The sequence below is a fragment of the Pedobacter endophyticus genome (assembly GCF_015679185.1).
Taxonomy (GTDB): Bacteria; Bacteroidota; Bacteroidia; order Sphingobacteriales; family Sphingobacteriaceae; genus Pedobacter; species Pedobacter endophyticus.
The window spans coordinates 5,329,957-5,356,054 of record NZ_CP064939.1; the positions used below are offsets into that span (position 1 = coordinate 5,329,957).

The window sequence follows — 26,098 nt, forward strand, 5'->3', positions numbered from 1 at the left end:
TTTTGCGCATTAGGATCCCCAGTCAAGCTACCAATGACAGGCATATGAAAGATCGTCATTGCGAGGCACGAAGCAATCTCATTTCGTAAATCAGATTGCTTCGGCTCGCACGAACCTGGCCTCGCAATGATGATTCGCTGAAAAAAATCTCATCCTAACTCCTTTGTTTTTTCAAAAACTGACCTCTGAGGATGACGACCGTTATTAGAAGACGCTATAAAATTTATTGTTATTTTGATTATTCCAGCTCGTAAAACGATGTTTCAAAGATGTGTCCACACCATAGGATTGGAACGGATGCCAATTTTTTTCTAATTGGCAGGAGGGAAAGCTCCAAGGAAGTGCCTTTGGCACGGGGCGTAAGATGCCAAAATGAGCTGCACGTTCATTTCCCTAAAAAAAATAAGAGGTCTAAACAATTTATTTTAAAATTTCGCACATGACGGGTATGCGTAAAGCATCGGTTTACTTAAGGCGGCAACTTATCGAGAAAAAACTAGGAAACGAATATCTGTCAATCTAATTAAGTCATCCGATGAATATAGTCGGCTTGCAGGTATTCATCGGATGACTTCCTTGATAATTGATTATTGACCACTGAAATTTGATGATAGGCTGTGCAGAAAGCCATCAAAACGGATATTTATTAAACGCTACCTGACTCATGGCGCTCTTTTCGAATAGTGCGACGCATGAACTGTTAAACTGAGGATCAAAATTAACGTCGCCGGGGTGCAACGTTTGGGGTACGCTGGAGTTTTCCATGAAAAAAAACACTTTGGTATTGCCATATTTGGTGTGGGGCATTAAATTTCCATAATCCTTCATTTCGCTCCAAACAGAATCTTTAACCGTTACCACATAAATCCGTTGTACCGGGCCAGTGTTATTTGCGTTTCTGTACTTTACGATTTCCTTAAAACCAGCTTTCATATCGTCGATGCCTGGCTGGTTGAAAATAGCACGAACCATAAAAAAAACAATCAATAGAACGATCGCTGTGATAGAATAAATTAAAGATTTTCTGCTCATCGCTACAATAAAGGCAATATTTTTTCCATAACCGTCAAGCCTTCGTCAATATGTTTTTGCTCAATACAAAGTGCTGGGCGGAAGCGAATTGTTTTTTCGCCACAACCTAAAAACATCACGTTATTTTCGAGTCCTTTGGTAATAAAATCGTTTCGCATTTCTTTGGTTGGGAAATCGAACGAGCAAAGTAAACCGCGTCCGCGAACGTTGCTCATTTTATCGAATTTTTGGGCAAGACCAGCTAAATTATCTTTTAAATATCCACCAAGTGTGGCCGCATTTTCGCAAAGATTATCTTCGGCAACAATTTGAAGAATTTGAGTTGAGCGTACCATATCAACCAAATTGCCACCCCATGTAGAGTTGATGCGGCTCGGCACGTTAAATACGTTCTTTTCAATTTCATCTACTTTTTTACCCACCAATATGCCGCAAACCTGCATCTTTTTACCAAAAGCGATGATATCCGGGCGGGCTTTTTCGCTAAAATGCTGATGGCACCAAAATTTGCCCGTTAGGCCAACGCCGGTTTGTACTTCATCGTAAATTAAAAAAGCGTCGTTTTCATCGGCAAGGGTTTTCAGTTGAATTAAAAATTCTTCTCGCAAATGGTTGTCGCCACCTTCCGATTGGATGGGCTCAACAATGATGGCGCAAATCTCATCCTTGTTTTCAGCAAAGGCCTTTTTTATTTGCGCTATCGATTCTTCTTCCGTCTCAATGGCCTTTGCCAAATGATCTCCAGAAAGCGGAAACTTGACCTCAGGAACGGCTACCCGCGGCCAGTCGAACTTGGCAAACCATTTGGTTTTATCGGGCAAGGTGTTAGTTAAACTCAGCGTATAACCGGTTCTGCCGTGAAAAGCCCGTTCAAAATGCAGCACCTTAACGCCTTTTTCTTCTTTATAGCCCTTGGCAAAGTTCTTTTGAACTTTCCAATCCATAGCAACCTTAATGGCGTTTTCTACCGCTAAAGCACCGCCGGCAATAAAAAAAGCATGTGGCAAATAATCGGGAATACCCACCGCCGAAAATGTTTCTACAAACTGAGCGAATTGTTGTGTGTAAACATCAGAGTTAGATGGGTTGGCCATTGCCGCCAGCAAAAGGTTTTTCTTGAAGCCTTCATCGTTAACCATTTTCGGATGATTATAACCCAATGGAACTGAGGCAAAGCAGGTAAAAAAATCAAGCAGTTTTCTATTGTATTTAGCGTCGTAAATATAGGCGCCCTGACTTTTTTCTATATCATAGGTAAGGTCGAAGCCATCGGCTAAAATGTGTTTATTTAATGATTCGCGCACGCGATCGGCAGGTACGGTTAATTGATACATAAATTTGGTCTTGGTATATTTCAAATTTAGTAAAAAGTGCCTAAAATCCAAATTCAGGCACTTTTTGTACTCAAAAAGCTAAAAAGTGAGTTTAAACTGTTTAAAGCCATATATGCGAAAAAAAGACACTTTAAATGGTTTAAACCACGATTTTTTGAGTCAAAAAAGATCGACAAAAAATGCAATATGCGTTTAAATGAATTAAACTTGGTTTTTGAAGGAGCGGAGTTGCAAAATATTTGTTTTTCAGCTGCGCCAAATAGACGGGTTATGGGCGAAAAATAATGCGCAAAGCGTCAGTTTTCGTCGTGTTTTGTGCAAGGCACATGATTTTTTTGTATACCTTATTTAAGAGCGGTGGTCATTTTCAGAGGTTGGTTTGCAAAGAGCATCGGTTAGCATTACAGGTTTCAATGCTGTCATCCTGAGGGGTAATTATTAGAAATGAAATCAATATTAGTGACGCTTTTAGAGGAGGACGCCTAGAAAGGGTCGTCATTTCGACCGAAGTGGAGAAATCTTTGAACCCTGAATAAAGATTTTTCGGCTGCCTGTCCGTCCGGATCAGGCGGGCGCTCGAAATGACGATTTTTAAATTGTTGCAAAAAACGTCAATGATAGTGCAACGCGTGTCCTGATACTTCCTATCGTGTGGACGCATCTTTGAAACGTGGTTTTCAAACTACGAAAACTCAAAATAACGATAAAATTTTAGGGGGTTATCCAAGAACGGTCGTCATCCTTCCCGAAACTTCGGGAGGGATCTTAATGCGCAACAATTGGGTGCCTTGCATTAAGATTCCCGCCTGCGCGGGAATGACGATGAGTTGAAAGGAAATGTGTCCACACGATCGGATAGTTCGGGGAAGGATCTCCAAGCGATGAAACGCCGAACGCCCACTGGCAAAAGAGGGCAAGTGAAGGGGGCAAGGACGGTGAGATGTAGGTCACGCCTGCCCGTCCGTTCAGACGGGGATTTTTTCCCGAGAAGTCGGGACAGGCTATTCGTCAAAATGACAAAACTGGCGCTGTCATTCGTAGCTTGTAATGTCGGTGTTCAATATTAAAACATGCTGAAGTGCTTTGGCTTAGCAAGTTCCTTAAAATTCAACTATCTTTGTGATAAGTCTATGCATCCTTATCATTTATGTTCAGATCGTGAATTGGCGTTATTGCTCACCAAGGGTAACGAACAGGCTTTTACCGAGGTTTATAATCGGTTTTATGGCTTATTGTTTATCCATGCCAGCAAGCGCCTTAACGATGATGAAGAGGCAAAGGACGTGGTTCACCAGCTATTTGAGTCGCTTTGGTTAAAACGAGCGCAAATCGACCCCGATGGAAACCTTTCTGCTTATTTGTACACCGCGGTCAGAAATCGGGTGTTGGATGTATTTGCCCATCAAAAGGTAGAAAATAAATATGTCGATTCTCTTCAGCATTTTATGGATCAGGATCATGTTCGTACCGATCATCGTGTTCGGGAGCGGCAAATGGCTGCTCTTATTGAACAGGAAATTGATGCACTGCCTCCCAAAATGCGTGAAATTTTTATTTTAAGTCGCAAAGCAAACAAAACGCATCGGGAAATTTCCGAAGAACTCGGCCTTTCTGAATTAACTGTTAAAACACAGGTTAAAAATGCGCTGCGTATTTTAAGATCGCGCCTCGGTGCGGTTGTTTACATTGCATTTATCCTCAAAATACATCAATAAATTTTGTTTTGTATCTTTTTGTGGCCAATTTTCTGGCAAAATCCATGTTAATTCAAAAAAGATAAAAAATATCTCTTTTTATATACCCCCAGCTAGTAGGCTTCGCCGTATATACTGTAATCAACCAAACTAAATTTCCTTTTTTAATGGAGAATAATGCAAAAAAGCTTTTAGAAAAATATCTTTCTGGCAATTGTACGCCAGAAGAAAAAGCTATTGTTGAAGATTGGTATCTTCAATTGCCATTTAAAAAAGATGCGCCCGGTTATGCCGAAATTGAGGCCAGCCAGCGTGAGGTTTTTCAAAGGCTACGTTCCTCACAAAAGGTTAGGCAACTAGTGCGCCTCAAACGTGTTGCTGTTGCTGCGGCAGTGCTCGTATGTTTTTCCATTGCGCTTTATTATTATAACCACAAGCCTCAAGCACCGGCTTTGTTGGCCAAAAAGGAGCTCAAAGATGTGCTTCCGGGACGGAACAGAGCCATATTGACGCTAGCCGACGGAAGTATCGTTGATCTCGATCAGGCGAAAAATGGCGAAATTGCCAGTCAAAACGGAATCATTATCCGCAAGGACAAAGACGGCCGATTAGAATACATTATTCAAGATAATCCAACAGGTGCTACAGGCGTCAACGTCATTTCTACACCGCGTGGTGGCCAGTACCAGGTGAGTTTGCCCGACGGTACCAAGGTGTGGCTAAATGCAGCAACCTCGTTAAAATATCCTTACTCTTTTGCAAAGGGCGAACGCTTAGTTGAGCTGAACGGCGAAGCGTATTTTGAAGTAGCAAAAGATAAAAGCCGGCCTTTCAGGGTGAAAACGAACAGTCAGACTGTTGAAGTACTGGGCACGCATTTTAATATTAATGCCTACGTAGACGAACTGATGGCAAAAACCACCTTGTTAGAAGGTGCCGTAAAGGTGAGCAACGAAACGGGTGCTGTTAACTTGCGGCCGGGCGAACAGGCTAGGCTTGATACGCGAACTAACCGATTATCGCTGGGCCAAAATGTGGATACCGATCAGGAAGTGGCCTGGAAGAACGACATCTTCGCCTTTAACAACGACGATTTGAGAACCGTAATGCGACAGATTTCTCGCTGGTACGATATCGATGTGGTATACAAAGGACAAATTACCACCGAAAAGTTTTTTGGAGAAATCCCCCGAAACAGCAACCTTTCTGATGTATTTAAGATTTTGGAACTGAACCACCTGAATATCGAGATCGAAGGAAAGGTGATAACCATCATCGGAAACTGATCTGCAACTGCCTCAAAAACCAAAATAAATTAATCAACAACCAAACCGAACTTTATGATGAAAAAACTACCAGAAATTTAGATCTGCCTTAAAAAGAAAAACCGGAAGCGCGACAACGCCCCCGGAAGAAATTTGGACAAAAGCAGCCTGTTTTAGACCCAGCTGCTCATTATTAACCTCATTCAATGCAAAGGTATGAAATTAACTACCCTTTACAACCCCGCGTGCGAAATGCGGAGGGTAAGGATTAAATTTTTATTGGTCATGAAATTGACTACAATTTTACTACTCGTTGGCGCACTTCACTTATCGGCGGCCAGCTTTTCTCAAACCGTAACATTGTCTCGCAGAACTACATCCCTTAAAAACATCTTTAAGGAAATTAAAAAGCAGACAGGTTATTTCTTCTTTTACAAGGGGCAGTTGCTTCAGGGCAAACCCGACGTTGAAATCGAATTTCGGAATGCTTCATTAACCGAAGCGTTAAATGCCTCTTTGAAAAATCAAGGACTCAATTTTAACATTGTTAACAAAACCATCGTAATCAGCAAGAGCGACGACTTGCCAAAACCGGTAACGCAGGTGGCCAGCAAGATTGAGATTAGGGGCGTAGTTATCGATCAGGCAACCGGAGAAACCATTCCGGGGGTAAACATTTCGGTAAAAAACGGAATCAGCCTCGGGGTAACTAACGAAAAAGGTACGTTTAGGGTAAGTGTTGATGATGGCACCACACTCGTTTTCAGTTATGTTGGCTACGAGATTTTTGAAGCCAAGGTAGCAGGAACAAAAAGCCTGACCATTAAACTTATTCCCAAGCTGACCCAAATGAACGATGTGGTGATAACCGGTTATCAAACCATCAAAAAAGAAAACTATACGGGTAACGCAATTACCATTAAGGGCGATGATTTGAAGCGAAACAATCCGCAGAACCTGTTAAAGAGTATTCAAACTTTCGACCCTTCGTTTAAGGTATTGGATAACAATCTTTTTGGTTCCGATCCAAATGCCTTACCTAAAATAAACGTCAGGGGGGCAACCGCGTTGCCAACAATTGAAGATACAAACAACATTCTCGATCGTAACAACCTGTCCAGTAACTATAACCTGCCTGCCTTTATGTTGGATGGTTTTGAGGTGACTTTGCAAAAGGTAACGGATTTGGATATCAACCGGATTGAATCGGTAACCTTGCTGAAGGATGCTGCCGCAACTGCGGTTTACGGATCGAGAGCCGCCAATGGGGTTATCGTAATTACCACCAAAGCACCGCTTGCAGGCAAATTGCAGCTTTCTTACAATTATGAGCTGAGTGTAAACGCCCCCGATTTAACCGATTACCATGTGTTAAACGCTACCGACAAGCTGGCTTACGAGAAACTTGCAGGCTTGTACGATGCCAGTCGCGATGCCGCCTATAACCAGGATGAACTTGACGCTGAGTATTTTAACAGGCTGAAAAATGTGGCCAGTGGAGTAGATACGTATTGGTTATCGCAGGCTTTGCGCACCGCCTACCGCCAAAAGCACGCAATATACGTTCAGGGAGGCGATCAGAAATTTAGGTATGGTGTCGATTTGCGCTACGAGACTACGCCGGGAGTAATGCTCGAATCGGACAGGAACAGGTATAGCGGTGGAATGAATTTCACTTATAACCCAAGTTCGAAGCTCTTGTTCAGAAACGAGGTAACGGTAACACAGGTAAATGGACACAATTCGCCCTATGGCGATTTTTCTACCTATGTAAGAATGAATCCTTATTACCCTAAAACCGATGTAAATGGCAACATCATTCAGGAGCTGGCGGCATGGAAAATAGACACCCATCAATCGGGCGCCGAGCAAATAAAACCACGCTACGTTTTTAACCCGCTGTTTGAGGGCTCGCTGGCCAGTTTTGATAAATCGTCAAATCTCGAAATAATCGATGCCTTTTCTGTAGACTGGAAATTAACGCCCAGCTTAAACTTCAAAAGTCAGATCAGTTTAAACAAAAGCCAAACCAGCAACGATAAATTTGTGTCGCCGTTGAGCAACGTGTTTTATGAGTACGCTGCCGATAAATTGAACAACAAGGGATCGTACACCTTGTTACAGAGCGACCGTTTGGCGATAGATGGTAAGGCTACTTTAGGTTATAACAAACAAATTGGCGATCAGTATTTTAACCTTGTTTTGGGTACAAACATCGTTGCTGTACGATCGGACGACAAACTAGTTGAGGCTCAGGGATTTTCGAACGATCGCTTTACCAACATCGGCTTTGCCCGCATTTATAAAGAAAACTCGGCCCCCGGAGGCAACGTAACCGAAAGCCGCCTGGCTGGTGCTTTTTTCTCAGGCAACTATTCGTTTAAGAACAAATATTTATTGGATGCTTCTTTTAGATACGAGGGGTCATCAACTTTCGGATCAAATAAACGCTTTGCGCCGTTTTGGTCAACCGGATTAGGCTGGAATGTGCACAAGGAAGCTTTTATGCAGAACCTGCCATTTGTAAGCCAGTTGCGCTTAAAAGGTAGCGCAGGTGTTGTAGGCTCGGTTTCCTTCCCCGCTTATTTATCGCGATCGCTTTATCAATACGAGCCTAACAACTGGTATTCTACAGGCCTGGGCGCACAGGTTTTAGGTTATGGAAACAGTAATTTGCAATGGCAAAAAACAAAAACCTATGATCTTGGCATCGATTTAGGTCTTTTTCAAGATCGCTTTGTGATTTCGCCACGCTATTACTACAAGTTAACCAAAGGATTGATTACCGACATCGATCTTTCGCCATCTACAGGTTTTACCACCTACAAAGAAAATCTCGGCGATGTATCTAACAGAGGTTACGAGCTTTATTTTACTGCCAACGCGCTTAAAACCCGCGATTTTAACATCAATATTACCGGAAACCTGGCACACAACGAGAATAAGCTCGTAAGTCTGTCCAATTCCCTAAAAACGCTTAACGAAAAGATCGACGATTACCAAACCAACCCGGATAAGAAAGCACAGTCTACGCCACTGCTTCGCTACAACGAAGGACAGTCGATGAGTATGATTTATGCCGTGAAATCGCTTGGTATCGATCCGCAAACGGGTAAGGAAATTTTCTTAAAGAAAGATGGATCGTTAACCTACGTCTGGGATGTTAAAGACATTGCGCCGCTTGCAGATGGAGCGCCAAAGGCCGAAGGCAATATTAACCCGAACATAACTTACAAAAGCTTTATGCTAAGCTTAAGTTTTTACTATCGTTTCGGCGGTTACAGCTACAACCAAACGCTGGTAGATCGCATCGAAAATGCCGATCCACGTTTCAATGTTGATAGCAGAGTGCTCGATCAGCGCTGGATTAAGCCAGGCGATCAAACCTTTTTTAAGAACATCGCCGATTTATCCATTACCAACGTGTCATCAAGGTTTATCCAAAAAGATAATTTGTTGGAGCTGCGTTCGGTATATCTTTCTTACGATTTTGAGCGTGAACTTATCAAAAAATACGGCTTTCAAAACCTGCGCACTACACTCACACTGAACGACATTTTCCGTACCTCGAGCATTGAAATGGAAAGAGGAACGAGCTATCCTTTTGCCCGCAGTTTAACCGTTTCGTTATTGGCTTCATTCTAAACACACGAACATGAAAAAATACTTATTTATATTCATCAGCCTGATCGCTTTATCTTCCTGTAAGAAGTTTTTGGATATCCAGCCCGAATCGGAGGTATCCAAAGAAGAGCTGTTTAGCACAGAAGAAGGTTTTAAAGAAGCGCTGAATGGTGCTTATGTGGGCTTTGCCGGGGCGAGCCTTTACGGTGGAAACCTCACCTTTAGCAACCTCGATATCATGGCGCAAAACTACCAGTTTAGCAGTGCCGATTATCAGCGCATTGCCGCTTTTGATTATACCTTGCCCAGTTATGTGGACAAGATCAGTGTGATCTGGACCAACGCTTACAAACAAATTGGCAACGTAAACCAAATTTTGGAGATAATTGATCAACGAAAAGGAATTTTTAAAGATCAGAATTACGAAATCGTAAAAGGGGAGGCGCTGGCCTTAAGGGCTTACATGCATTTCGATCTTCTCCGTATGTTCGGAACCGCTTATAAAAGCAATCCCAGTTTTAAGGCTATTCCCTACGTAACCACGGTAAGTACCAAAACCACGCCGTATTCTGCCGTGACTGAGGTAATTGATAAAGTAATTGCCGACCTGCAGGAAGCAAAAAGTTTGTTAAAGGGCACAGACCCGATTATACCGGCAAGCTATGTGGTAGGTTATCCCAATGGCGAAAAGGCCACTGAGTTAAAAAGCTCGAATTTGTTTTTACAGAACAGAAGGCACCGCATGAACTATTTCGCTGTGGTGGGCGAACTGGCAAGGGTTTACTTATACAAAGGCGACCAGGTAAATAGCTTGAGTAGCGCCAAAGAAGTCATCGATTCGCAAAAATTCCCATGGACGGTTAAAGAAGATTTTTTCAACAACGACATCTCAAAACGCGATCGTATTTTTTATAACGAAATTTTGTTCGGGTGGTTTGTGCCAAAGTCGCAAGATCAGTTAACCGGGCTCTTTTCGAGGGATAATCCCGATTATTCGGCCACTGCCGATCAAATTAATTCAATTTACAATTTGGGTACGGTAGGTGCGGACGATTGGCGCTATAAGCAATGGTTCAGACTGGTAAAGGCCAGCGGAACGGCCGATCGTTTTTACCTGCAAAAATACGTGGTAAACTCTTCGCCAATTGCCAATTTGCATCCCCTGGTTGCACCAGCATTGCGCCTGAGCGAAATGTACCTGATTGCCGCCGAAGCCAGTTTTGATACCAACCCCAGTACCGCGGTTGAGTATTTTAACACACTTCGGATACATCGCGGTATTGGTGCGAACGTTGATGCCACGGTTGCTAAAAACGATTTTATCACCTTACTTGAAGGCGAGTATCGGAAGGAGTTTTATGGCGAAAGCCAGAATTTCTTTATGCACAAGCGCCTTAACCTGGGCATTATTACCACTGTGGGATTGATTTATCCACCTTCGGATAAAATATTTGTTTTCCCGCTTCCTGTTGATGAGCAAGCTTACAGAAACTAAAAACCAGACGAGACAATGAAAAAGAAAATGATTTATTTTTTGCTTTTAAGCCTCGTATTTTGGGCTTGCAAAAAGAATGAAATGATGCCTTATTTATCTGCCGATAATGTTTACCTGCACTATTTGGATAAAGATAAAAATCAGGATACCACAACAATCAGCTATTCGTTTGCCTATAACCCCGGCCTGGCGCAAGATACGCTCTGGGTGCCCGTTATTGTAACGGGCCCAAAGGTATCGCATAGTCGCGAATTTGTACTGAGCGTTGTAGATTCGCTAACTACGGCCGTTAAGGGAACGCATTACGAGGCGCTGAAAACCAGCTATACTTTGCCTGCAGATTCATCGACGTTTAAAATTCCGGTAATTCTTAAAAACACCGACGCAGCTTTGGAGACCAAATCGGTAACGCTGGGGTTAAGAACCACTGCCGGCGGCGATTTTGCTGCAGATTTGCCTTTGCCGCTGCGCACCAAAAAAGTAATTTTCTCTAACCGATTGGAACGACCAAGCTGGTGGATTTACTGGCAATCGGAACTGGGCGAATACGGGCGCATCAAGCATCAGCTGTTCTTAATTGCATCCGGAACCGTCGACCTTGTCGATATGTCCAAACCAGATGCCTATCTTCAGATCCCGCGTACGCTTTATTACATCGATAACTTCCGTTTTTTTCTAAAAGACCCGGCAACGTGGATAGCAAGAAACCCGGATAAGGGCTACGTGCTGGTTAAAAAGGAAAGTAGCAACGAGTACGAGTTTTATGCCGAGGCTGCGCCAGGCAAACGATTTGTGCTCAAATATTTTGCTCAGGTAAACAGCTATTTCTTTGTTGATGAGAATGGCAAACAGCTTATTATTTAACCTTCGTTAAACAAACGTAGACATGAAATTTAAATTGATTTTACTACTGGCCGTAATGGCTGTTTTATATACCGCCTGCAAAAAGGATTTAGGCAATTACGATTATCATCCGCCTTCGGCGCCTACATTAAGTGCCTTTAGAGATTCGACATTTGCAGCGCTTTTGGGCGATTCACTAATTCTTAACCCACAAGTTGGCTTAGCCGATGCCGATCCGCAGAAGGACCTTTCGTTTGAATGGAGAATTTCGGTTGCCGAAGAATTGAGAGATGCCATATATACCGGCTATCCTTTAAAGATTGTGTACAACCTCGGTCCCGGCCTGCGAACAGCCAAACTAACCATTACTGATAATAGAAACGGGTTAAAATATGTAGTGCCGTTTAAAGTGTTGGGCACCACACAGTTTAGCGTGGGTAAATTGGTGCTAAGTGACGATAATGGCGTGGCGAGACTCTCATTTGTAAAACCAGACAACAAAACCGTGCTGGCAGACATCTATAAATCGTTTCACGATGAAGATTTGCCATCCAATCCCGTTCAGCTTTACTTTTCCGATCCGTTGCCTTATCAGCCAATTACCAATCAGCAGTTTTGGGTTTTGTGTAACGATCCGGCTAAAAAAAGTCCGCTGCTCGATGCCAGTACCCTTTTGCGGAAAGCCTATTTTAACGATCAGTTTTTTACCCCTCCGCCGACCATAAATGTCGGCCGGTTGGAAGCTTACATGGGTACCGTACCTACGGGCGTTGTAAACGGAAAGTTATACGTAGGCGTAATGTCTACAGCTCCATTTGCACCCGATTATGGCAAGTTTGCCAATGCCCAGGAGGGAGATTACAATCTATCTAAATACTTTAGCCGCACTAACAGTTTTTATTTTGGCTTTGATACCAAATCTAAAGGTTTTGTAACGTTTTCTGGAGATGGCAGCTATTTGGGTAAAGATTATCTGGTAGATGCAGATGGTAAAAGCTTCGATCCGAAAAACATTGGCATGGATGAGCTTTTATACATGCAAACTGGCCAGGCGGGCAAATTCTACGCCTTTTTCAAAGCCCCAGATGGAAGCATCGTTGAGTTGGCTTTCAGCTACACGTTCGATTCGGTAAACAGACAGATCAAGGCAGAAAGCAAGCGCATTTTTAAGGGCGCCTCGCTGGTAAATGCCGATACCAAATGGCAACGCAACAGCCTAAACGTGTTTTATTTCACTTCAAACGATAAAATTTATCGCTACAACCCACTTAATGAAGACCTTAAAGCCTTAGATGCAGATTTTGCGGGCAAGAAAATTAGCATGCTGAAAATCAGCACAGATGATAATACGCTAACGGTTGGCACATTGGGCACGGTGTATACGGTTGATGTAAGCGTAGGCAAAAACGGCACAATTTCTCAGACTATAAACGGCATACCTGGTTCTCCGGTTGATATCGTAATCAGAAAATAAACCTTAATCAAAAAACAAAACCTTTTCGGACGCTGCTGCATCCGAAGTAAAATAAAAAACTACATATGAAAATGACAAGATTAATATTACTCGCCCTGCTGGCGCCATTTTTCGCTTTGGCACAAGCACCAAATTTTAGTTTAACTGGCAAAATAGGAACTTTGGGGAAGCCAGCCATGGCTTATATCGATTATATGGACAACGGCGTATCGCACGAGGATTCGGCTGCGGTAGTTAACGGAAGCTTCAAATTTTCTGGTCACATTTCGGGGATCGCCTATGCCCGCATGGCCTTAGATCATACCGGCGACGGTAAAGGCCGAGCGGTTTATACCGGCGATGTAATTTATTTCTACTTTGGAAAAGAACAGGTTATGGTTACTTCAAAGGATTCGTTACAGAATGCATTGTTTACCGGATCGAAAATTTACAATGAATCGGAAGCCTATAACAAAGAAATTGGCGGTACCATTATGGCGTTAACCAAGGCTGTAAATATCGATTTTAACAGTGGAACTCCCGAACAACAAAAAGATCCGGTTTACATCAAAGCAGTAGATCAACGTTACCGTAAAAACCTGCAAGACCGTACCGATAAGCAATTTGCCTTCGCAAAGGCGCACCCGAGTTCTTATTTTGCATTGGTGGCCTTATCTGAAGCCGCCGGAAGCAAGGTTGACGTAGCCAAAGTGCAGCCATTGTTTAATGCCCTTTCAAAAGAACTGAAAGCCACCGACATGGGCCAGGAACTTGCCCAGCGCATTGAAGCCAATGGCATTACCGCTGTTGGAAATGCAGCACCTTTATTTACACAGAACAATGCCGTAGGCAAGCCCGTTTCTTTAGCCAGTTTTAAAGGAAAAGTAGTGCTGGTAGAATTTTGGGCCAGCTGGTGCGGCCCGTGCAGGGCCGAAAACCCAAACCTGGTAAAACAATACCAAACCTATAAAGATAAAGGCTTCGAAATTCTCTCTGTATCGCTCGATAACGTAAAAGAACGCTGGTTAGAAGCGATTGAAAAAGATGGCCTGGCATGGACGCATGTTTCGGACCTTAAAGGATGGAACAACGAAGTGGGTCGCCTGTACGGTGTGCGTGCCGTGCCGGCAAGTTTTCTGGTCGATGCTGATGGTAAAATAATCGGCAACGGCTTAAGGGGAGAACCCCTAAACACAAAACTGGCAGAAATTTTTAAGTAGCTGAGGATAAGGAACTGAGGGAGCTGTATCAAAAGGCAAAGCGGGAGCCTAAAGGCAGTATTAAATTTGGCGCCCTAAACCTCTCCCTTTTAATGTCGGTGGTTTTTTCTCCGTCTATACATCCCTCTCCTCGAGGAGAGGGAACGCAGAGGTATTGCTTTTAACCCGAACGCTCCCAGGGAGAGGTTATGAAAGCAGTGAAGACCGCGAAGCAGCTACGAAGTAAATCCCAAGGCGATGAAATGCCAAACGCCAATAAACCACTGCCAAAAGAAGGCAAGTGAAGGGGGCAATGACGGTAAGCTGTAGGTTGCGGATTCTTCCTTCGTCAGAATGACAAAACCGGTGCTGTCATTGGTAGCTTGTACCGATAGCTATCGGTAGGGGATCTTAATGTGCAAAAATTGGGTGCCTTGCATTAAGATTCCCGCCTGCGCGGGAAAGACGAACAGTCGAAAGGAGATATGCCCACATCATAGGAGAAATCGGGACAGGCTGTGTCTCGCTACAAAGTAGCCCTTTCGAGGCAATGACAACCGTTCCTTTAAGAAGTGAAACTGTCAAAACTCATTCAAAAAAATCATGAAAAAAAGATACGGAAGCATCATTTATATTTTCTTCGCCTTGTTATTTGCGGCAAACGCCCGGGCGCAGAAAAAACACGTTAAGCAGTTTGAAAAGATCATCGGCGAAGCGGTTAAAAAGGCTTATCCTGCAAGCGTTAGAATGTGGGGCTTTGACGTTCAGCAAAATCAGCGAACCAGCGCCCAGTTTAGCGGCGTAGTGGTAAGTGCCGACGGTTATATTTTAACGGCAGCGCACACCACTATTCCCGGAAAAAATTATAAAGTATTTTTTCCTGACGGAAAGGAATGTATTGCCCTGGCCCTGGGCCGGATAGATAATCCGAAAACGCCGGGCATGCCCGATGTGGCGATGATGAAAATTACCGATAATGGCGTTTGGCCATTCGCCGAAATGGGTTATTCGGGTACCTTGCAACCAAACGAACCGTGTATCAGCATTTCATACCCTGAAACCTTGAACCAAACTTTGCCAACCCTAAGGCTGGGAGAGGTGGCAGAAGTAAAAAATAAATATGGCTTTATCCGCTCTACGTGCAAAATGGAGCCTGGCGATTCTGGAGGTCCTTTGTTCGATTACCACGGACGGGTTATTGGCCTGCATAGTGCGATTGATGTTGCCGAGGATCAGAACTTTGAAATCCCGGTAGATTTATACCGTAAATATTGGACTGCGCTTCAACAGGAGCGAACGTTTACTTCGTTTCCTGATCAGCCAGATTCCATTGCGACCGATCCTCTGGCTGCTGTAATCCAAAAAGAAAATAAGCAAAATAACCTGCATCCTGACTTTAAAAAGGCGGCAAACAAAAGTATTAGAGGTGTTAAACTTGTAAGCACGTTAAAGGGCAAAATGCAAGAGGTTCAGGGAACGCTATTGACTGCAAAAAACAATAATGGCGTAACGCGACAATTTGTGGTAACTAAGCTTTCGCTGATGGGTGAGGAACCCAAGTTGGTATCTAATACCGGAGCTGAAATTTTAATTGTTTCAAGAGATCAGCCGAATGATTTGGCCTTATTGGAGGTAAAGCACACCACTAAAGGGGGCATCGACATTGAAGATGTTACTGCCGATTCTGCGTTGGTACAAATGGGCAAAATGGTGTACTCGGCCAAGGCCGATGGACAAACTTTACCGAGTGTTTTAAGCAGTAGTCTTTTTGGCCTGGCGAAGCAAACTAGCTTGCCATATTTGGGCGCAATGGTGATGTTTAATTCAGAGCCGGCACAATTTTCGTTAATTAAGCCCGATGGGCCGGCAAGTACTGCCGGCATAAAGGTTGGCGACGAGCTGGTGAGCATTAACGGCAAGGCGATTACAAAAGCCAGTGAATTTGCACCCGAAATTTTAAAGCTGTGGCCCAATGATCTAATTACAATGAGCTGGAAGAACGAGCGTGGAACGGTTTCAAAGACTTTCGCGTTGGCAGAACAGCATCAACCGGCATCAAACCATCCGGCAGAAAAGTTCAGGGGCGGCAAATCGGCACGCCGCGATGGCTTTCTACACGTTTTTGCCCACGACGGTGCGATAGAAAATAGCGAATGTGGCTCGCCGGTGTTCGATTTTCAAGGAAATTTTTTGGGAATAAACATTGCCAGATTTAGCAGAACCTGCACCTTGGTTACGCCCGCTTACCTAATTTCGAAGATGATTAAGCAAGCCATGTAACGATTAATTATTCGCTTCGATTTACCATCGGAGCATCATCTAATAGCCCGCATTGAACAGACCAGAGAAGTCAAGTTTTAAAAACTTGACTTCTCTTTGGTATCCGGCCATATTGAGTTGAAAGCGCATTTCGCCCAATCTGTACCCAATTCCATCAAACCAAATCGTCCTCAACCCTAAGATTGTACAAAACCCCGGTGGAAATAGGCCCGGCAGATTAACCGTTGTTTTATTAAAGGCAACGGTTTTTATGCATTACCGTATTTTTTTGGTTCCTTTATTTACAAATATGAATAAATACAAAAGCAACACCTTAGTCGTCCTCTTACTTACGATTGTTTTTTCATCACTAAGCGCTAGTGTACTTGCACAGCAAAAGCCGAATATCATTTACATTTTGGTCGATGATCTTGGCTATGGCGATTTAGGTGTATTTTTTCAAAACCAGCGATTAAAACAGCTTCCCGCCTTAAAATCGCCACATTTAGATGAAATGGCGCAATCAGGTGCCATCCTAACCCAGCACTACGCAAATGCCCCGGTTTGTGCACCATCAAGAGCTTCTTTATTAACGGGAGTTAATCAAGGCAATGCGCATGTGCGGGATAATCAATTTGATAAGGCGCTGGAAAACAACCATACTATGGCCACCATGTTAAAAAACGCGGGTTATGCCACTATTGCAATTGGCAAGTGGGGCTTACAAGGTACCGATGAAAAGCAAAAACTTAACTGGCCTGCTCATCCCTTAAAACGGGGCTTTGACGATTACTTTGGGTACATGCGCCATGCAGATGGTCACGAGCACTACCCTGTAGAGGGCATTTACCGAGGAAAAAAGGAAATTTGGGCCAATTACAAAGAGGTTTCTGAGGGCTTTGAGAAGTGCTATACCACCGATTTATGGACGGCAAAGGCCAAAAACTATATCATCGGTTTTGAGAAGAACAACAAGGATAAAAAGCCTTTTTTTATGTATTTAGCCTACGATGCACCACATGCGGTGCTCGAGTTGCCCACACAGAGTTACCCCACAGGTGGCGGATTGAACGGTGGCGTACAATGGATTGGCCAAAAAGGAAAAATGATCAGCACCGCCTCGGGAACCGTCGACTCTTATGTGCATGCCGATTATGCCAATGCCACTTATGATGATGATAATGACCGGAAAACGCCGAATGTGCCGTGGCCTGATACGTATAAACGATATGCAACAGCAGTACGACGTTTGGACGATGCGGTTGGAGACATTAGAAAATTACTGCTTGATTTGAAGATCAGCGATAACACGTTGATTGTTTTTACTTCAGATAATGGTCCTTCAATTGAATCTTATCTGCCGAAATCCTACGTGGACGTAAAGCCTACTTTTTTCCAAAGTTACGGTCCTTTTGATGGCATTAAACGCGATTGTTGGGAGGGTGGCGTGCGGATGCCGGCCGTTGTGGTTTGGCCAAAAAGTATCTCAGCGGGCAAGGTGGTTGCTACACCATCCATGCTGTCTGATTGGATGCCCACGTTTGCCCGGGCGGCCAAAACCTTTGCGCCAGTCCGTTCAACAGGGGTTTCCCTGCTTCCATCGTTAACCGATATTGGCAAACAGGAAAACGGATTGGTATATAGCGAATATTTTCAAGCGGGCAAAACTCCCGACTTTAAGGAGTTTGAGCCAGACCATGCAAACAGAAAACGCAATCAGATGCAGTTCATTAGGGTTGGCGATTTTGTTGGCGTTCGGTATGATATTCAATCAGCCGACGATAACTTTGAGATCTTCAATGTCGTAAAAGATCCGAAGCAGAAAGATAACCTGGCAAGCCAAAGCGGTTTCGATAAGTTGCAAGCGCAAATGAAAGCAAAAGTGCTGCAGGCCAGAATTTCAGACCCCGAAGCCCCTCGACCCTACGATAATGCTGCGGTGCCGGGAGTTGGGTTGACTGGCAATATAAAGAAAGGTTTAAAATGGTCATTTTTTAAAGGAGATTTCGATTATGTGCCGTCGTTGAGCGACCAGGCTGCTGCTAAATGTGGTACGGCTAAATCGTTGAACTCAATTAAAACCTCGAAAGGCATAATGGTGTATCAAACATTTATCAAGATCGATAAGAAAGGGCTTTACTCATTTAAAGTTTCAACAGGCGGGAAAGCTTTCGTAAAACTTCATGAAGCGAATCTTCTAGATGCAGATTTTAATTACAAAGCTGGTGAAGTAGTGCAGAGAGATGTGATTTTAGAGGAGGGTTATCATCCAGTTACGATTTATTCGGTAAAAAGCCAGCCACAACAGAAAATTACGTTACAGTTTAAAGCAGAACCGGGTGAATGGGAAGATTTAACCGCGAGAAACTGTTTTTATAAATAAAGCGATGCTTGATCAGCGTGAGCCCAAAGGTGTAAACCATATAGGCATAGAGATCATAGAGGAGAAGGCGTCGGAAAAAAAGCTATATTACTATGTTTCTATGTGGTCAAAGTTAGAATGCAGCTGATTGGAATGCGCAAGGCTTAAAATAACCATATAGGCATAGAGATCATAGAGGAGAAGGTGTCGGAAAAAAGCTATATTACTATGTTTCTATGTGGTCAAAGTTAGAATGCAGCTGATCGGAATGCGCAAGGCTTAGAATAACCATATAGGCATATAAACCATAGTGGGCGGGTTGTCCAGAAAAAGCTATATTACTATGTTTCTATGTGGTCAAAGTTAGAATGCAGCTGATTGGAATGCGCAAGGCTTAAAATAACCATATAGGCATAGAGATCATAGAGGAGAAGGTGTCCGAAAAAAGCTATATTACTATGTTTCTATGTGGTCAAAGTTAGAATGCAGCTGATTGGAATGCGCAAGGCTTAAATTAACCATCAAGGCACAGAGATCATAGAGGATGGGTTTTCTAGAAAAAGCTATATGTTCTATAAGCCTATATAGTCAATATTGAAATTTCAAAACAACCTCAAACGTTTAGTTTATGTAAGTTTTTTATTGAGCTGCAATGAAAGCCAATTTTGTTCCCGATCTTAGTGTTACACTGATAAAAATATTGATTTATCTTTATAAAACTTAAGAATATGAGCACAGAGAAAGCCATTTTAGCGGGCGGTTGTTTTTGGGGAGTTGAAGACCTCATTCGCCAACAAGCTGGAGTTATAGATACAACCGTTGGCTACACAGGTGGCGATGTTCCAAATGCCACCTATAGAAACCACGGAACGCATGCAGAAGGTATTGAGATTATTTTTGATCCTCAAATCATATCCTACCGAAAGCTGTTGGAATATTTTTTTCAAATCCACGATCCAACTACAAAAAACCGACAAGGAAATGATGTGGGAACTTCTTACCGTTCGGCGATTTTTTATTTAAACGAAGAGCAACAGCAAACAGCTCTAGCTTTGATAGAGGAAATGGAAAAATCGGGCATTTGGCCGGGCAAAATTGTTACCGAAGTAGTTCCTGCTACAGATTTCTGGACTGCAGAAGAAGACCATCAGGATTATTTACAAAAAATCCCTTATGGTTACACCTGCCATTACGAACGCCCGGATTGGAAATTGTCTTAAACATTAGTTTTGACTTTTTGCCGCGGAAATCGATCATTTTGTAATCAAAAGTTATAAAAGGCGGATTAAATCTACTAAATATCCTCATACATCGATTTTTGTTTTTTGGATAATGTTAAAAGCGCACCTTTACATTAAGAATTAAATCAACGGGACGATTTAGAAATCTTATTAGGCTCCTCAGTTAACTGAGGAGCCTTTTCTTTTTAAAAAAGTACAAAAAATTACCTCAAGCAGATTGGGGCAACCTTTGTTTATAAACCCGATCAAAGCGGGATGCCGATTTCTTCAATCGGCAGAAGCGGGAGCGGGGCTACAGGCCGCCATCAACTTTGTACCGTTCATTTCCAAAAAATAACTCAAGGCACATTCAACCAATCGATTAATACCTGCGGAGCGCAACAATAACCAAGCGCCCACTGAGTTCGTAACGCTCGACTATCATACTAAATTAAACTTCTCCTTCATTCCAAACATACCCAGCAAACCTCCCGTATGGATGGCCAATATCTTTTCGTTCTTCTTTATTATTCCCTGCTTCTGTAAATCAACCAAAGCAAAGAACATTTTCGCTGTATAAACCGGGTCAATCAGTAGCCCAGTGGCTGTTGTAAAATCTGTTATGAAAGAAATTAGCGCCGGTGTAGTTTTAGCATAGCCTCCAAAATGATATTCGGTGTGTAATTGCAGCTGATCGGAAATAGAAATATACTTTTCCATCTCATCTCGGATAAAATCGCCCTGTTTCAACACCGGAATAACATGCAGTTTTGTTTTTAACTTGTTCTTTTCGATGCCATTTAAAAGCCCTGCGGCCGTCGTTCCCGTACCTGCGGCACAAAAAATATGGTCGTAGCTTTCCGGCAATTCGTCAATAATTTCTGCACAGCCAATTACCGCTTGCTGCGATGCGCCGCCCTCGTCAATAAAATAGGCTTCCGCATCGTTGCCGAAGTAACCTTCAAATAGTAATTGTTTATCCCGGTAGCTTTCCCTATCTACAAAAATGAGGTGCATGCCAAATAACTTACATAGCATGAGCATTTCGTTGTGAACCTGCTCGCCTCTAACAAAAGCAGTTGCCTTTAGGTTAGATCGCGATGCGGCTGCGGCCGTAGCCACTAAATGGTTAGAATAAGCACCCCCAAAAGTAACCAGATGCGATTTTTTTTGCGCCTTTACATCGATTAGGATATACTTTAACTTTCGCCATTTATTTCCGGAGATAAACGGATCGATTAAGTCATCGCGTTTAACAAACAAGTTATCAAACGGCGCCAGGCTAATCTTTTGTATGGGACTATTAATATTTTCGAACACGCTATAAAAGTAAAAAACACCCGATTATCTCAGGTGTTTTTGGCAAAAATAATGCGATTTTATTACTTAGTTAATTTATAATAACGTGAATTTTGGCTCGCATTTCGTCATTGCGAACGAAGAAATGGCCTTTGCCGTAGCGTGAAGCAATCTTTGAGCCAATAAGTACAAAAGATTGCTTCGGCTCGCTCATACCCAGCCTCGCAATGACGGTTTTGTTTGGTAATGAACTGATAAAAGATTACAGCCTTGGCTCCAAAAGGAGTGCCTTTGGCACGGGACCAAACCTTACCGAAGGACTACAGGCTTTGCGCTCCAAAAAAATCAGGATTACAGCCAAAAGCCGCATCAGAGAAATTTCTATTCGCCCGTTCCAAAACCCAAACCAAAATTAAACATGCTATACTTTGCTAGGGTGTACGAACTATAAACCTTAAAGAAACCGAATTTTAGCTGAAAGCCCAAACTGCCCTTCAACCCGTCTATATCGGTTTGTTTAACCGAAATCGGATCTACATAAGTGGCCGATGTTGTTGCACTGGTTTCAAAATTATAAGTTCCCAACGCTTTTAAGTCCGTATTTGATGTTTGATAACCAACACTGGCGAAAGGCGTAAAAAAGGCGATTTTTTTCGATACAACGGCATCGATATTAACACCCTTAAATTTCGCATCTATCCGCTGATCCGAGCTTGGGGCATCATCGATATTCAAATCCAGCTTGTAATTATACTGCGTAAAACCACCGGCAACAGCTAAATCAACAGGGAGCAACTTTTCCGTTTTACCCATTATCAACGGCAGCAACTCAACCTTTGCGCCAATACCAATCATAGAAAGGCTTCCCAAATCGCTGCCAAATTTAATCTTCGGCATTGCCCTAACCGTTAAATCGATATGTTTTGGCAGGCCCAATGTGGCTTGGATTTGTGCCGATGGAACGGTATGAAAGCCTACGCCTTCAGGCAAATTAAAAAACTTTCCAGTCGGCAAGCCATCGCTGGTGTAAACCTCCATTTTGCCCCCAAGCTCATCATCGCCAAAAGCAGTAGGCCCAATCGACGATGAACCTGCCGCCGGTCTGATATTATTGAGGCCCAACGTGTTCACGTCGTAACTTCTGGCCGCTTGCGGTACCATAGCTCCAGAAACAGAAACCCTGACATCAAATTTCAAAAAACCTTTTGATTTCGCTGTGTTCGTCCACCCATCCGTTAAACCTATCCCCAAACCCTTGTATAGCGGGTCGAAATAGGCGTTTACCAGCTTCGTGGCATCGGCAGGGCCGGAAATAAATAAGTCGCCCACATCTTGCTGGGCGCTTGCCTTTTGTGCCAAGGTCAGCGTAAATAACATCAGCGCAGTCCTTGTTAAGTAATGTCTTTTCATATTTTATCTTCGGGAAAATTAGATTTAACGTAAATATAAGCTGTTTTTTTAATTACAAAATCTTGCGCTTAAAAGTTTATTTTTGCCGAATGGAAAATGCGGTCGATTTGCAAGAGCAGGAAGAACAAGAATTATTTGAACACTTTAAGATCATTGTAGATAAAGGGCAATCATTGCTCCGAATCGATAAGTTTTTGATGGTTCGTGTAGAAAATGCTTCGCGTAACCGTATTCAAAATGCCATCGACGCGGGAAATGTATTAGTCAATCAGAAACAGATTAAGGCCAGTTATAAGGTAAAGCCTTTCGATGAGATTTCGATTGTGTTGCCTCATCCGCCACGCGATACCGAGGTTTACCCCGAAGATTTACCCATTGACATTATTTACGAGGACAGCGATTTACTTGTAGTTAACAAAGCCGCGGGCATGGTGGTTCATCCCGGTTTTAACAACTACACGGGCACCCTCGTTAATGCGCTTGCTTTCCATTTTGAGCAGTTGCCGCAACTACCAGGCAACGATGGCCGCCCCGGTTTGGTACACCGAATTGATAAAGATACCTCGGGCCTGTTACTGATCAGCAAGAATGAAAGATCGATTACCCATTTGGCCAAACAGTTTTTCGATCACAGCATCACCAGAAGGTACATTGCCCTGGTTTGGGGCGATATAGAAAATGATGGTACCGTAACGGGCTACATCGGCAGAAGCGTTAAAGACCGGCGGGTAATGGATATTTACGATGATGAAGAAAAAGGTAAATGGTCGGTTACGCATTATAAGGTGTTAAAACGCCTTGGCTATGTTACTTTAATTAGCTGCGAACTCGAAACCGGCCGTACGCACCAAATCAGGGCGCACATGCAACACATTGGGCACCCGCTATTTAACGATGCAATGTACGGTGGCGATAAGATTTTAAAGGGAACCACGTTTAATAAGTACAAGCAGTTTGTTGATAATTGCTTCGATTTGTTACCCAGACAGGCGTTACATGCGCAAAGTTTGGGCTTTATTCATCCTACAACAAAAGAATATATGTTTTTCGAATCTCCGCTTCCAGCCGATTTTAAAGCTGCACTTACCAAGTGGGAAAACTATATTGTTACATCATAATATATGCCTCAGGAATACCTTTTATTTAATGATGAATTTCACGACGCAGAAAAACCCGTTTTAGCCGCTTCAAACCGGGGCTTTAAATTTGGCGATGGGCTTTTCGAAAGCATGAGAATGATTAACAACAAGCTTCAGTTTGCCGACTTACACGCCGATAGATTGGTGGCTGGCATGAAAGCCTTGAAAATGGAAGGTTATGCACTGATGGATGATTATTTTATCCGCCAGAAAACCTCCGATTTGGCCAAGCGTAATCGTTGGAACGGCAATGCCCGCTTTCGGCTTTCGATATACAGAGGGGGCGCAGGTGTGTATACACCGCAAATAAACAAGGCTGGTTATATTTTGGAGGGATTTGCACTGAAAGAAACAAGCTACAGCCTAAACAGCAAAGGCTTGATTATCGATGTTTTTGACGAGCTCACCAAGCCGATCAACAAACTGGCTAACTTCAAAACCTCCAATGCGCTGTTGTATGTTATGGCCGGACTTTTCAAAAGCCAAAACAGACTGGATGAAGCCATGATTCTGAACCAAAACGGCTTTCTGTGCGAAAGTATCAGCGCCAACGTATTTGTAGTGTACAAGGGGCAAATTTATACGCCGGCATTAACCGAGGGATGCGTAAGTGGAGTAATGCGAACTGCAATGATGCAAATCTGCAAAATGAATGATATCGCCCTTATTGAAGCGCAGATCAACCCCGAAATTTTAAAAGAAGCCGAGGAAGTTTTTATTACCAACGCTACCCAGGGCGTACAATGGGTGATGGGCTATGGCCGGAAACGTTATTTTAACGAGGTATCTAAATTTTTAAGCGAGAAATTGAATGTGTTGTAGTTGAAAGCCGAGTTCATCAGGCTATAAGCTTTCCTTTAAGATCAAACTGACAAACTTCTTTCACTCTATACCATAAATTGGTATCTTTATAGAAAATTGAAGTCATGGCAAAAAACACATCTATACTGTTAGGCGATTATTTTGAGGATTTTATCAGTCAGCAAGTTAAATCCGGAAAGTTTTCATCGGCAAGCGAAGTTATAAGAGCAGCATTGAGAATGTTTGAGTATGAAGAAACTAGAAAAGCCGAACTCATTAATGAGCTGAAAAAGGGAGAAAAATCTGGCTTTGCAAATGAGTTTAATCGAGACGTTGTTTTAAAGACGCTTCATGAAAAACATCTTGCAAAAGAATGAGGTATAAAATTAGTGACGAGGCTCAAAACGACATAGAAAATATTTGGCTTTATACTTTCGAAACCTGGTCCGCAGGTCAAGCCGACAAATATTATAATTTATTACTTGATGAAATTGAATATTTAGCCGAAAACCCGGAGGCTGGAAAAAAATATGACCACGTAAGAAAAGGATATTTACGTTCGAACATACAATCTCACATTATTTTCTATAAAATCAATCAGGAAGAAAACGCGATAGAGATTATTAGAATATTACATCAGCGAATGGATATTGATGCTGGTTTAAATGAATAAAACATACAAATCCAGAACGAAGAAAGTCTATTAATCAAAAACAAGCGTTCCTATTTCTTTCATTTACTCTGTCATCCGATAGCTATCGGATCTGACGAAGGAAGAATCCCCAACCTACAAAAGGACATACCGCACATCAGTTTCCGATGGATTTAAAGCCGCCAGTCGCCCATATTTTATTCTTACATAAATTTCGTCGAAAATTTTAGTAATATTGATTACACACACAAATGTAAATCATTATGAAAAAATTACTCATTTTGGTCATGGCTTGCTATGGCCTCAACGCTCGTTCGCAGGTGAACGATTCCGAAAATTTTCTGTACCTCTATTCCGATTCTGCAATCTATGCCAAAAAGATTCGGCTTCGTCCCGATTTTACTGGCTCCTGGTCACTTCGGGCAGATTCTCGGCGGGTACCGATAAAACAGGTTAAGTTTTTTAGCAACGAAGATGGTTTCTTTGCCAACACCCGAAATAATGATCTTTTTAGTCGGGTTTCGTTTGCTGAACGCATAATGGAAGGGAAAATTAACCTCTATCAAGAAGTAACTTACGATCCCGTTCCTTTTGATTTGGACAATTACCACTTTAGACATCGCCGCGAACAATCTGTTAATGCAAGAATGTTTTATAACAAAGGTTTTTCGGATTTAAAGAAGATCAGCTATTACAACCTAAGCAACGACATGGCCGACAACCAAGAGAGTTTGGATTTGCTCAAAGGATATAGAAAAAGCATGAGGGTTGGCACTGCAATGTATGTAGGCGCTGGTGCGGCTTTTCTTGCAAGTGCAATTACGCTCCTTTCTAACTCAGGTTTTAAAAAGCAGAATACACCTACATTCGGGCATTTGCCAGATTATAAGTCGAAAAACTACACGGTAAGTTTCATCCTCGCTGCTATGAGCGGTGGACTCGGAATTGGCGGGTTTTTAAAACAACGATCTGGCTTGAAAAAAGTCGAAAGTGCTTTCGATGTTTATAACCGATAGT

General features: G+C 42.8%; 20 protein-coding genes. 16 read left to right on the plus strand and 4 right to left on the minus strand.

Translation table 11 applies throughout. The features are described from left to right. Positions 1 to 630: 630 nt before the first annotated feature. Both IZT61_RS21750 and lat read right to left on the minus strand, forming a co-directional pair. Complete coding sequence (locus tag IZT61_RS21750; RefSeq protein ID WP_196099095.1) at positions 631 to 1,032, minus strand: hypothetical protein; 402 nt, start codon at positions 1,030 to 1,032, stop codon at positions 631 to 633. Positions 1,033 to 1,034: 2 nt separating this feature from the next. Next, positions 1,035 to 2,366 carry an L-lysine 6-transaminase gene (gene lat, locus IZT61_RS21755; protein WP_196099096.1) on the minus strand — a complete coding sequence of 444 codons (1,332 nt, stop codon included), beginning with the start codon at positions 2,364 to 2,366 and terminating at the stop codon, positions 1,035 to 1,037. A 36-nt stretch (positions 2,367 to 2,402) separates the two neighbouring features. Here lat and IZT61_RS21760 point away from each other — a divergent pair, with 36 nt between their 5' ends. The 11 genes from IZT61_RS21760 to msrA all read left to right on the plus strand — a co-directional run bounded on the left by IZT61_RS21760 (position 2,403) and on the right by msrA (position 19,780). Then, positions 2,403 to 2,651: a hypothetical protein gene (locus IZT61_RS21760; RefSeq protein WP_196099097.1), complete on the plus strand. Its 249-nt coding sequence runs from the start codon at positions 2,403 to 2,405 to the stop codon at positions 2,649 to 2,651. Between the two features lie 785 nt (positions 2,652 to 3,436). Then, complete coding sequence (locus IZT61_RS21765) at positions 3,437 to 4,081, plus strand: RNA polymerase sigma factor (protein WP_230383794.1); 645 nt, start codon at positions 3,437 to 3,439, stop codon at positions 4,079 to 4,081. Between the two features lie 146 nt (positions 4,082 to 4,227). Continuing rightward, a complete protein-coding gene (locus IZT61_RS21770) occupies positions 4,228 to 5,346 on the plus strand; it encodes a FecR family protein (protein WP_196099098.1) in 1,119 nt (372 codons plus the stop codon). A 264-nt stretch (positions 5,347 to 5,610) separates the two neighbouring features. Then, on the plus strand, positions 5,611 to 8,970 hold the full coding sequence (locus IZT61_RS21775) for a SusC/RagA family TonB-linked outer membrane protein (RefSeq protein WP_230383795.1): 3,360 nt from the start codon (positions 5,611 to 5,613) through the stop codon (positions 8,968 to 8,970). A gap of 10 nt (positions 8,971 to 8,980) precedes the next feature. Beyond that, entirely contained in the window at positions 8,981 to 10,444 is a 1,464-nt protein-coding gene (locus IZT61_RS21780; RefSeq protein WP_196099100.1) for a RagB/SusD family nutrient uptake outer membrane protein, read from the plus strand. 15 nt (positions 10,445 to 10,459) lie between these two features. Then, positions 10,460 to 11,308, plus strand: coding sequence for a DUF4843 domain-containing protein (locus IZT61_RS21785; RefSeq protein ID WP_196099101.1), 849 nt, complete (start codon positions 10,460 to 10,462; stop codon positions 11,306 to 11,308). 22 nt (positions 11,309 to 11,330) lie between these two features. After that, on the plus strand, positions 11,331 to 12,761 hold the full coding sequence (locus IZT61_RS21790; RefSeq protein ID WP_196099102.1) for a PKD-like family lipoprotein: 1,431 nt from the start codon (positions 11,331 to 11,333) through the stop codon (positions 12,759 to 12,761). Between the two features lie 71 nt (positions 12,762 to 12,832). After that, the gene (locus IZT61_RS21795; protein ID WP_230383796.1) at positions 12,833 to 13,960 is read left to right on the plus strand and encodes a TlpA disulfide reductase family protein; all 1,128 of its coding nucleotides are present in this window, start codon (positions 12,833 to 12,835) and stop codon (positions 13,958 to 13,960) included. Positions 13,961 to 14,542: 582 nt separating this feature from the next. Next, positions 14,543 to 16,219 (plus strand): trypsin-like peptidase domain-containing protein, encoded by a 1,677-nt coding sequence (locus tag IZT61_RS21800; protein WP_196099104.1) that lies wholly within the window; start codon positions 14,543 to 14,545, stop codon positions 16,217 to 16,219. 289 nt (positions 16,220 to 16,508) lie between these two features. Next, positions 16,509 to 18,581 carry a sulfatase-like hydrolase/transferase gene (locus tag IZT61_RS21805; protein WP_196099105.1) on the plus strand — a complete coding sequence of 691 codons (2,073 nt, stop codon included), beginning with the start codon at positions 16,509 to 16,511 and terminating at the stop codon, positions 18,579 to 18,581. Between the two features lie 707 nt (positions 18,582 to 19,288). Beyond that, positions 19,289 to 19,780, plus strand: coding sequence for a peptide-methionine (S)-S-oxide reductase MsrA (gene msrA / locus IZT61_RS21810; RefSeq protein ID WP_196099106.1), 492 nt, complete (start codon positions 19,289 to 19,291; stop codon positions 19,778 to 19,780). Positions 19,781 to 20,221: 441 nt separating this feature from the next. Here the strand turns inward: msrA and IZT61_RS21815 are convergent, their stop codons facing one another. Both IZT61_RS21815 and IZT61_RS21820 read right to left on the minus strand, forming a co-directional pair. Then, positions 20,222 to 21,100 carry a 1-aminocyclopropane-1-carboxylate deaminase/D-cysteine desulfhydrase gene (locus IZT61_RS21815; protein WP_196099107.1) on the minus strand — a complete coding sequence of 293 codons (879 nt, stop codon included), beginning with the start codon at positions 21,098 to 21,100 and terminating at the stop codon, positions 20,222 to 20,224. A 360-nt stretch (positions 21,101 to 21,460) separates the two neighbouring features. Next, positions 21,461 to 22,489 (minus strand): DUF6588 family protein, encoded by a 1,029-nt coding sequence (locus IZT61_RS21820; RefSeq protein WP_196099108.1) that lies wholly within the window; start codon positions 22,487 to 22,489, stop codon positions 21,461 to 21,463. Positions 22,490 to 22,578: 89 nt separating this feature from the next. Between IZT61_RS21820 and IZT61_RS21825 the strand changes: the two genes are divergently transcribed. From IZT61_RS21825 to IZT61_RS21845, 5 genes are all read left to right on the plus strand, one after another. After that, positions 22,579 to 23,607, plus strand: a complete 1,029-nt coding sequence (locus IZT61_RS21825) for an RluA family pseudouridine synthase (RefSeq protein WP_196101387.1) — start codon at positions 22,579 to 22,581, stop codon at positions 23,605 to 23,607. A gap of 3 nt (positions 23,608 to 23,610) precedes the next feature. Further along, complete coding sequence (locus tag IZT61_RS21830) at positions 23,611 to 24,450, plus strand: aminotransferase class IV (protein ID WP_196099109.1); 840 nt, start codon at positions 23,611 to 23,613, stop codon at positions 24,448 to 24,450. Between the two features lie 104 nt (positions 24,451 to 24,554). After that, the gene (locus tag IZT61_RS21835; RefSeq protein ID WP_196099110.1) at positions 24,555 to 24,806 is read left to right on the plus strand and encodes a type II toxin-antitoxin system ParD family antitoxin; all 252 of its coding nucleotides are present in this window, start codon (positions 24,555 to 24,557) and stop codon (positions 24,804 to 24,806) included. Further along, complete coding sequence (locus IZT61_RS21840) at positions 24,803 to 25,102, plus strand: type II toxin-antitoxin system RelE/ParE family toxin (RefSeq protein WP_196099111.1); 300 nt, start codon at positions 24,803 to 24,805, stop codon at positions 25,100 to 25,102. Before IZT61_RS21835 ends, IZT61_RS21840 begins: the two co-directional genes overlap by 4 nt. 242 nt (positions 25,103 to 25,344) lie before the next feature. Further along, on the plus strand, positions 25,345 to 26,097 hold the full coding sequence (locus tag IZT61_RS21845) for a hypothetical protein (RefSeq protein WP_196099112.1): 753 nt from the start codon (positions 25,345 to 25,347) through the stop codon (positions 26,095 to 26,097). Position 26,098: the final 1 nt, after the last annotated feature.

What these genes read in the sequence shown, in the direction of transcription:
- msrA (WP_196099106.1), top strand. Translation starts at nt 19,289, where the DNA reads ATGAGCACAGAGAAAGCCATTTTAGCGGGCGGTTGTTTTTGGGGAGTT.
- IZT61_RS21805 (WP_196099105.1), top strand. Translation starts at nt 16,509, where the DNA reads ATGAATAAATACAAAAGCAACACCTTAGTCGTCCTCTTACTTACGATT.
- IZT61_RS21790 (WP_196099102.1), top strand. Translation starts at nt 11,331, where the DNA reads ATGAAATTTAAATTGATTTTACTACTGGCCGTAATGGCTGTTTTATAT.
- IZT61_RS21840 (WP_196099111.1), top strand. Translation starts at nt 24,803, where the DNA reads ATGAGGTATAAAATTAGTGACGAGGCTCAAAACGACATAGAAAATATT.
- IZT61_RS21825 (WP_196101387.1), top strand. Translation starts at nt 22,579, where the DNA reads ATGGAAAATGCGGTCGATTTGCAAGAGCAGGAAGAACAAGAATTATTT.
- lat (WP_196099096.1), bottom strand. Translation starts at nt 2,366, where the DNA reads ATGTATCAATTAACCGTACCTGCCGATCGCGTGCGCGAATCATTAAAT.
- IZT61_RS21750 (WP_196099095.1), bottom strand. Translation starts at nt 1,032, where the DNA reads ATGAGCAGAAAATCTTTAATTTATTCTATCACAGCGATCGTTCTATTG.
- IZT61_RS21765 (WP_230383794.1), top strand. Translation starts at nt 3,437, where the DNA reads ATGCTGAAGTGCTTTGGCTTAGCAAGTTCCTTAAAATTCAACTATCTT.
- IZT61_RS21770 (WP_196099098.1), top strand. Translation starts at nt 4,228, where the DNA reads ATGGAGAATAATGCAAAAAAGCTTTTAGAAAAATATCTTTCTGGCAAT.
- IZT61_RS21795 (WP_230383796.1), top strand. Translation starts at nt 12,833, where the DNA reads ATGACAAGATTAATATTACTCGCCCTGCTGGCGCCATTTTTCGCTTTG.
- IZT61_RS21785 (WP_196099101.1), top strand. Translation starts at nt 10,460, where the DNA reads ATGAAAAAGAAAATGATTTATTTTTTGCTTTTAAGCCTCGTATTTTGG.
- IZT61_RS21775 (WP_230383795.1), top strand. Translation starts at nt 5,611, where the DNA reads ATGAAATTGACTACAATTTTACTACTCGTTGGCGCACTTCACTTATCG.
- IZT61_RS21820 (WP_196099108.1), bottom strand. Translation starts at nt 22,489, where the DNA reads ATGAAAAGACATTACTTAACAAGGACTGCGCTGATGTTATTTACGCTG.
- IZT61_RS21800 (WP_196099104.1), top strand. Translation starts at nt 14,543, where the DNA reads ATGAAAAAAAGATACGGAAGCATCATTTATATTTTCTTCGCCTTGTTA.
- IZT61_RS21835 (WP_196099110.1), top strand. Translation starts at nt 24,555, where the DNA reads ATGGCAAAAAACACATCTATACTGTTAGGCGATTATTTTGAGGATTTT.
- IZT61_RS21830 (WP_196099109.1), top strand. Translation starts at nt 23,611, where the DNA reads ATGCCTCAGGAATACCTTTTATTTAATGATGAATTTCACGACGCAGAA.
- IZT61_RS21780 (WP_196099100.1), top strand. Translation starts at nt 8,981, where the DNA reads ATGAAAAAATACTTATTTATATTCATCAGCCTGATCGCTTTATCTTCC.
- IZT61_RS21845 (WP_196099112.1), top strand. Translation starts at nt 25,345, where the DNA reads ATGAAAAAATTACTCATTTTGGTCATGGCTTGCTATGGCCTCAACGCT.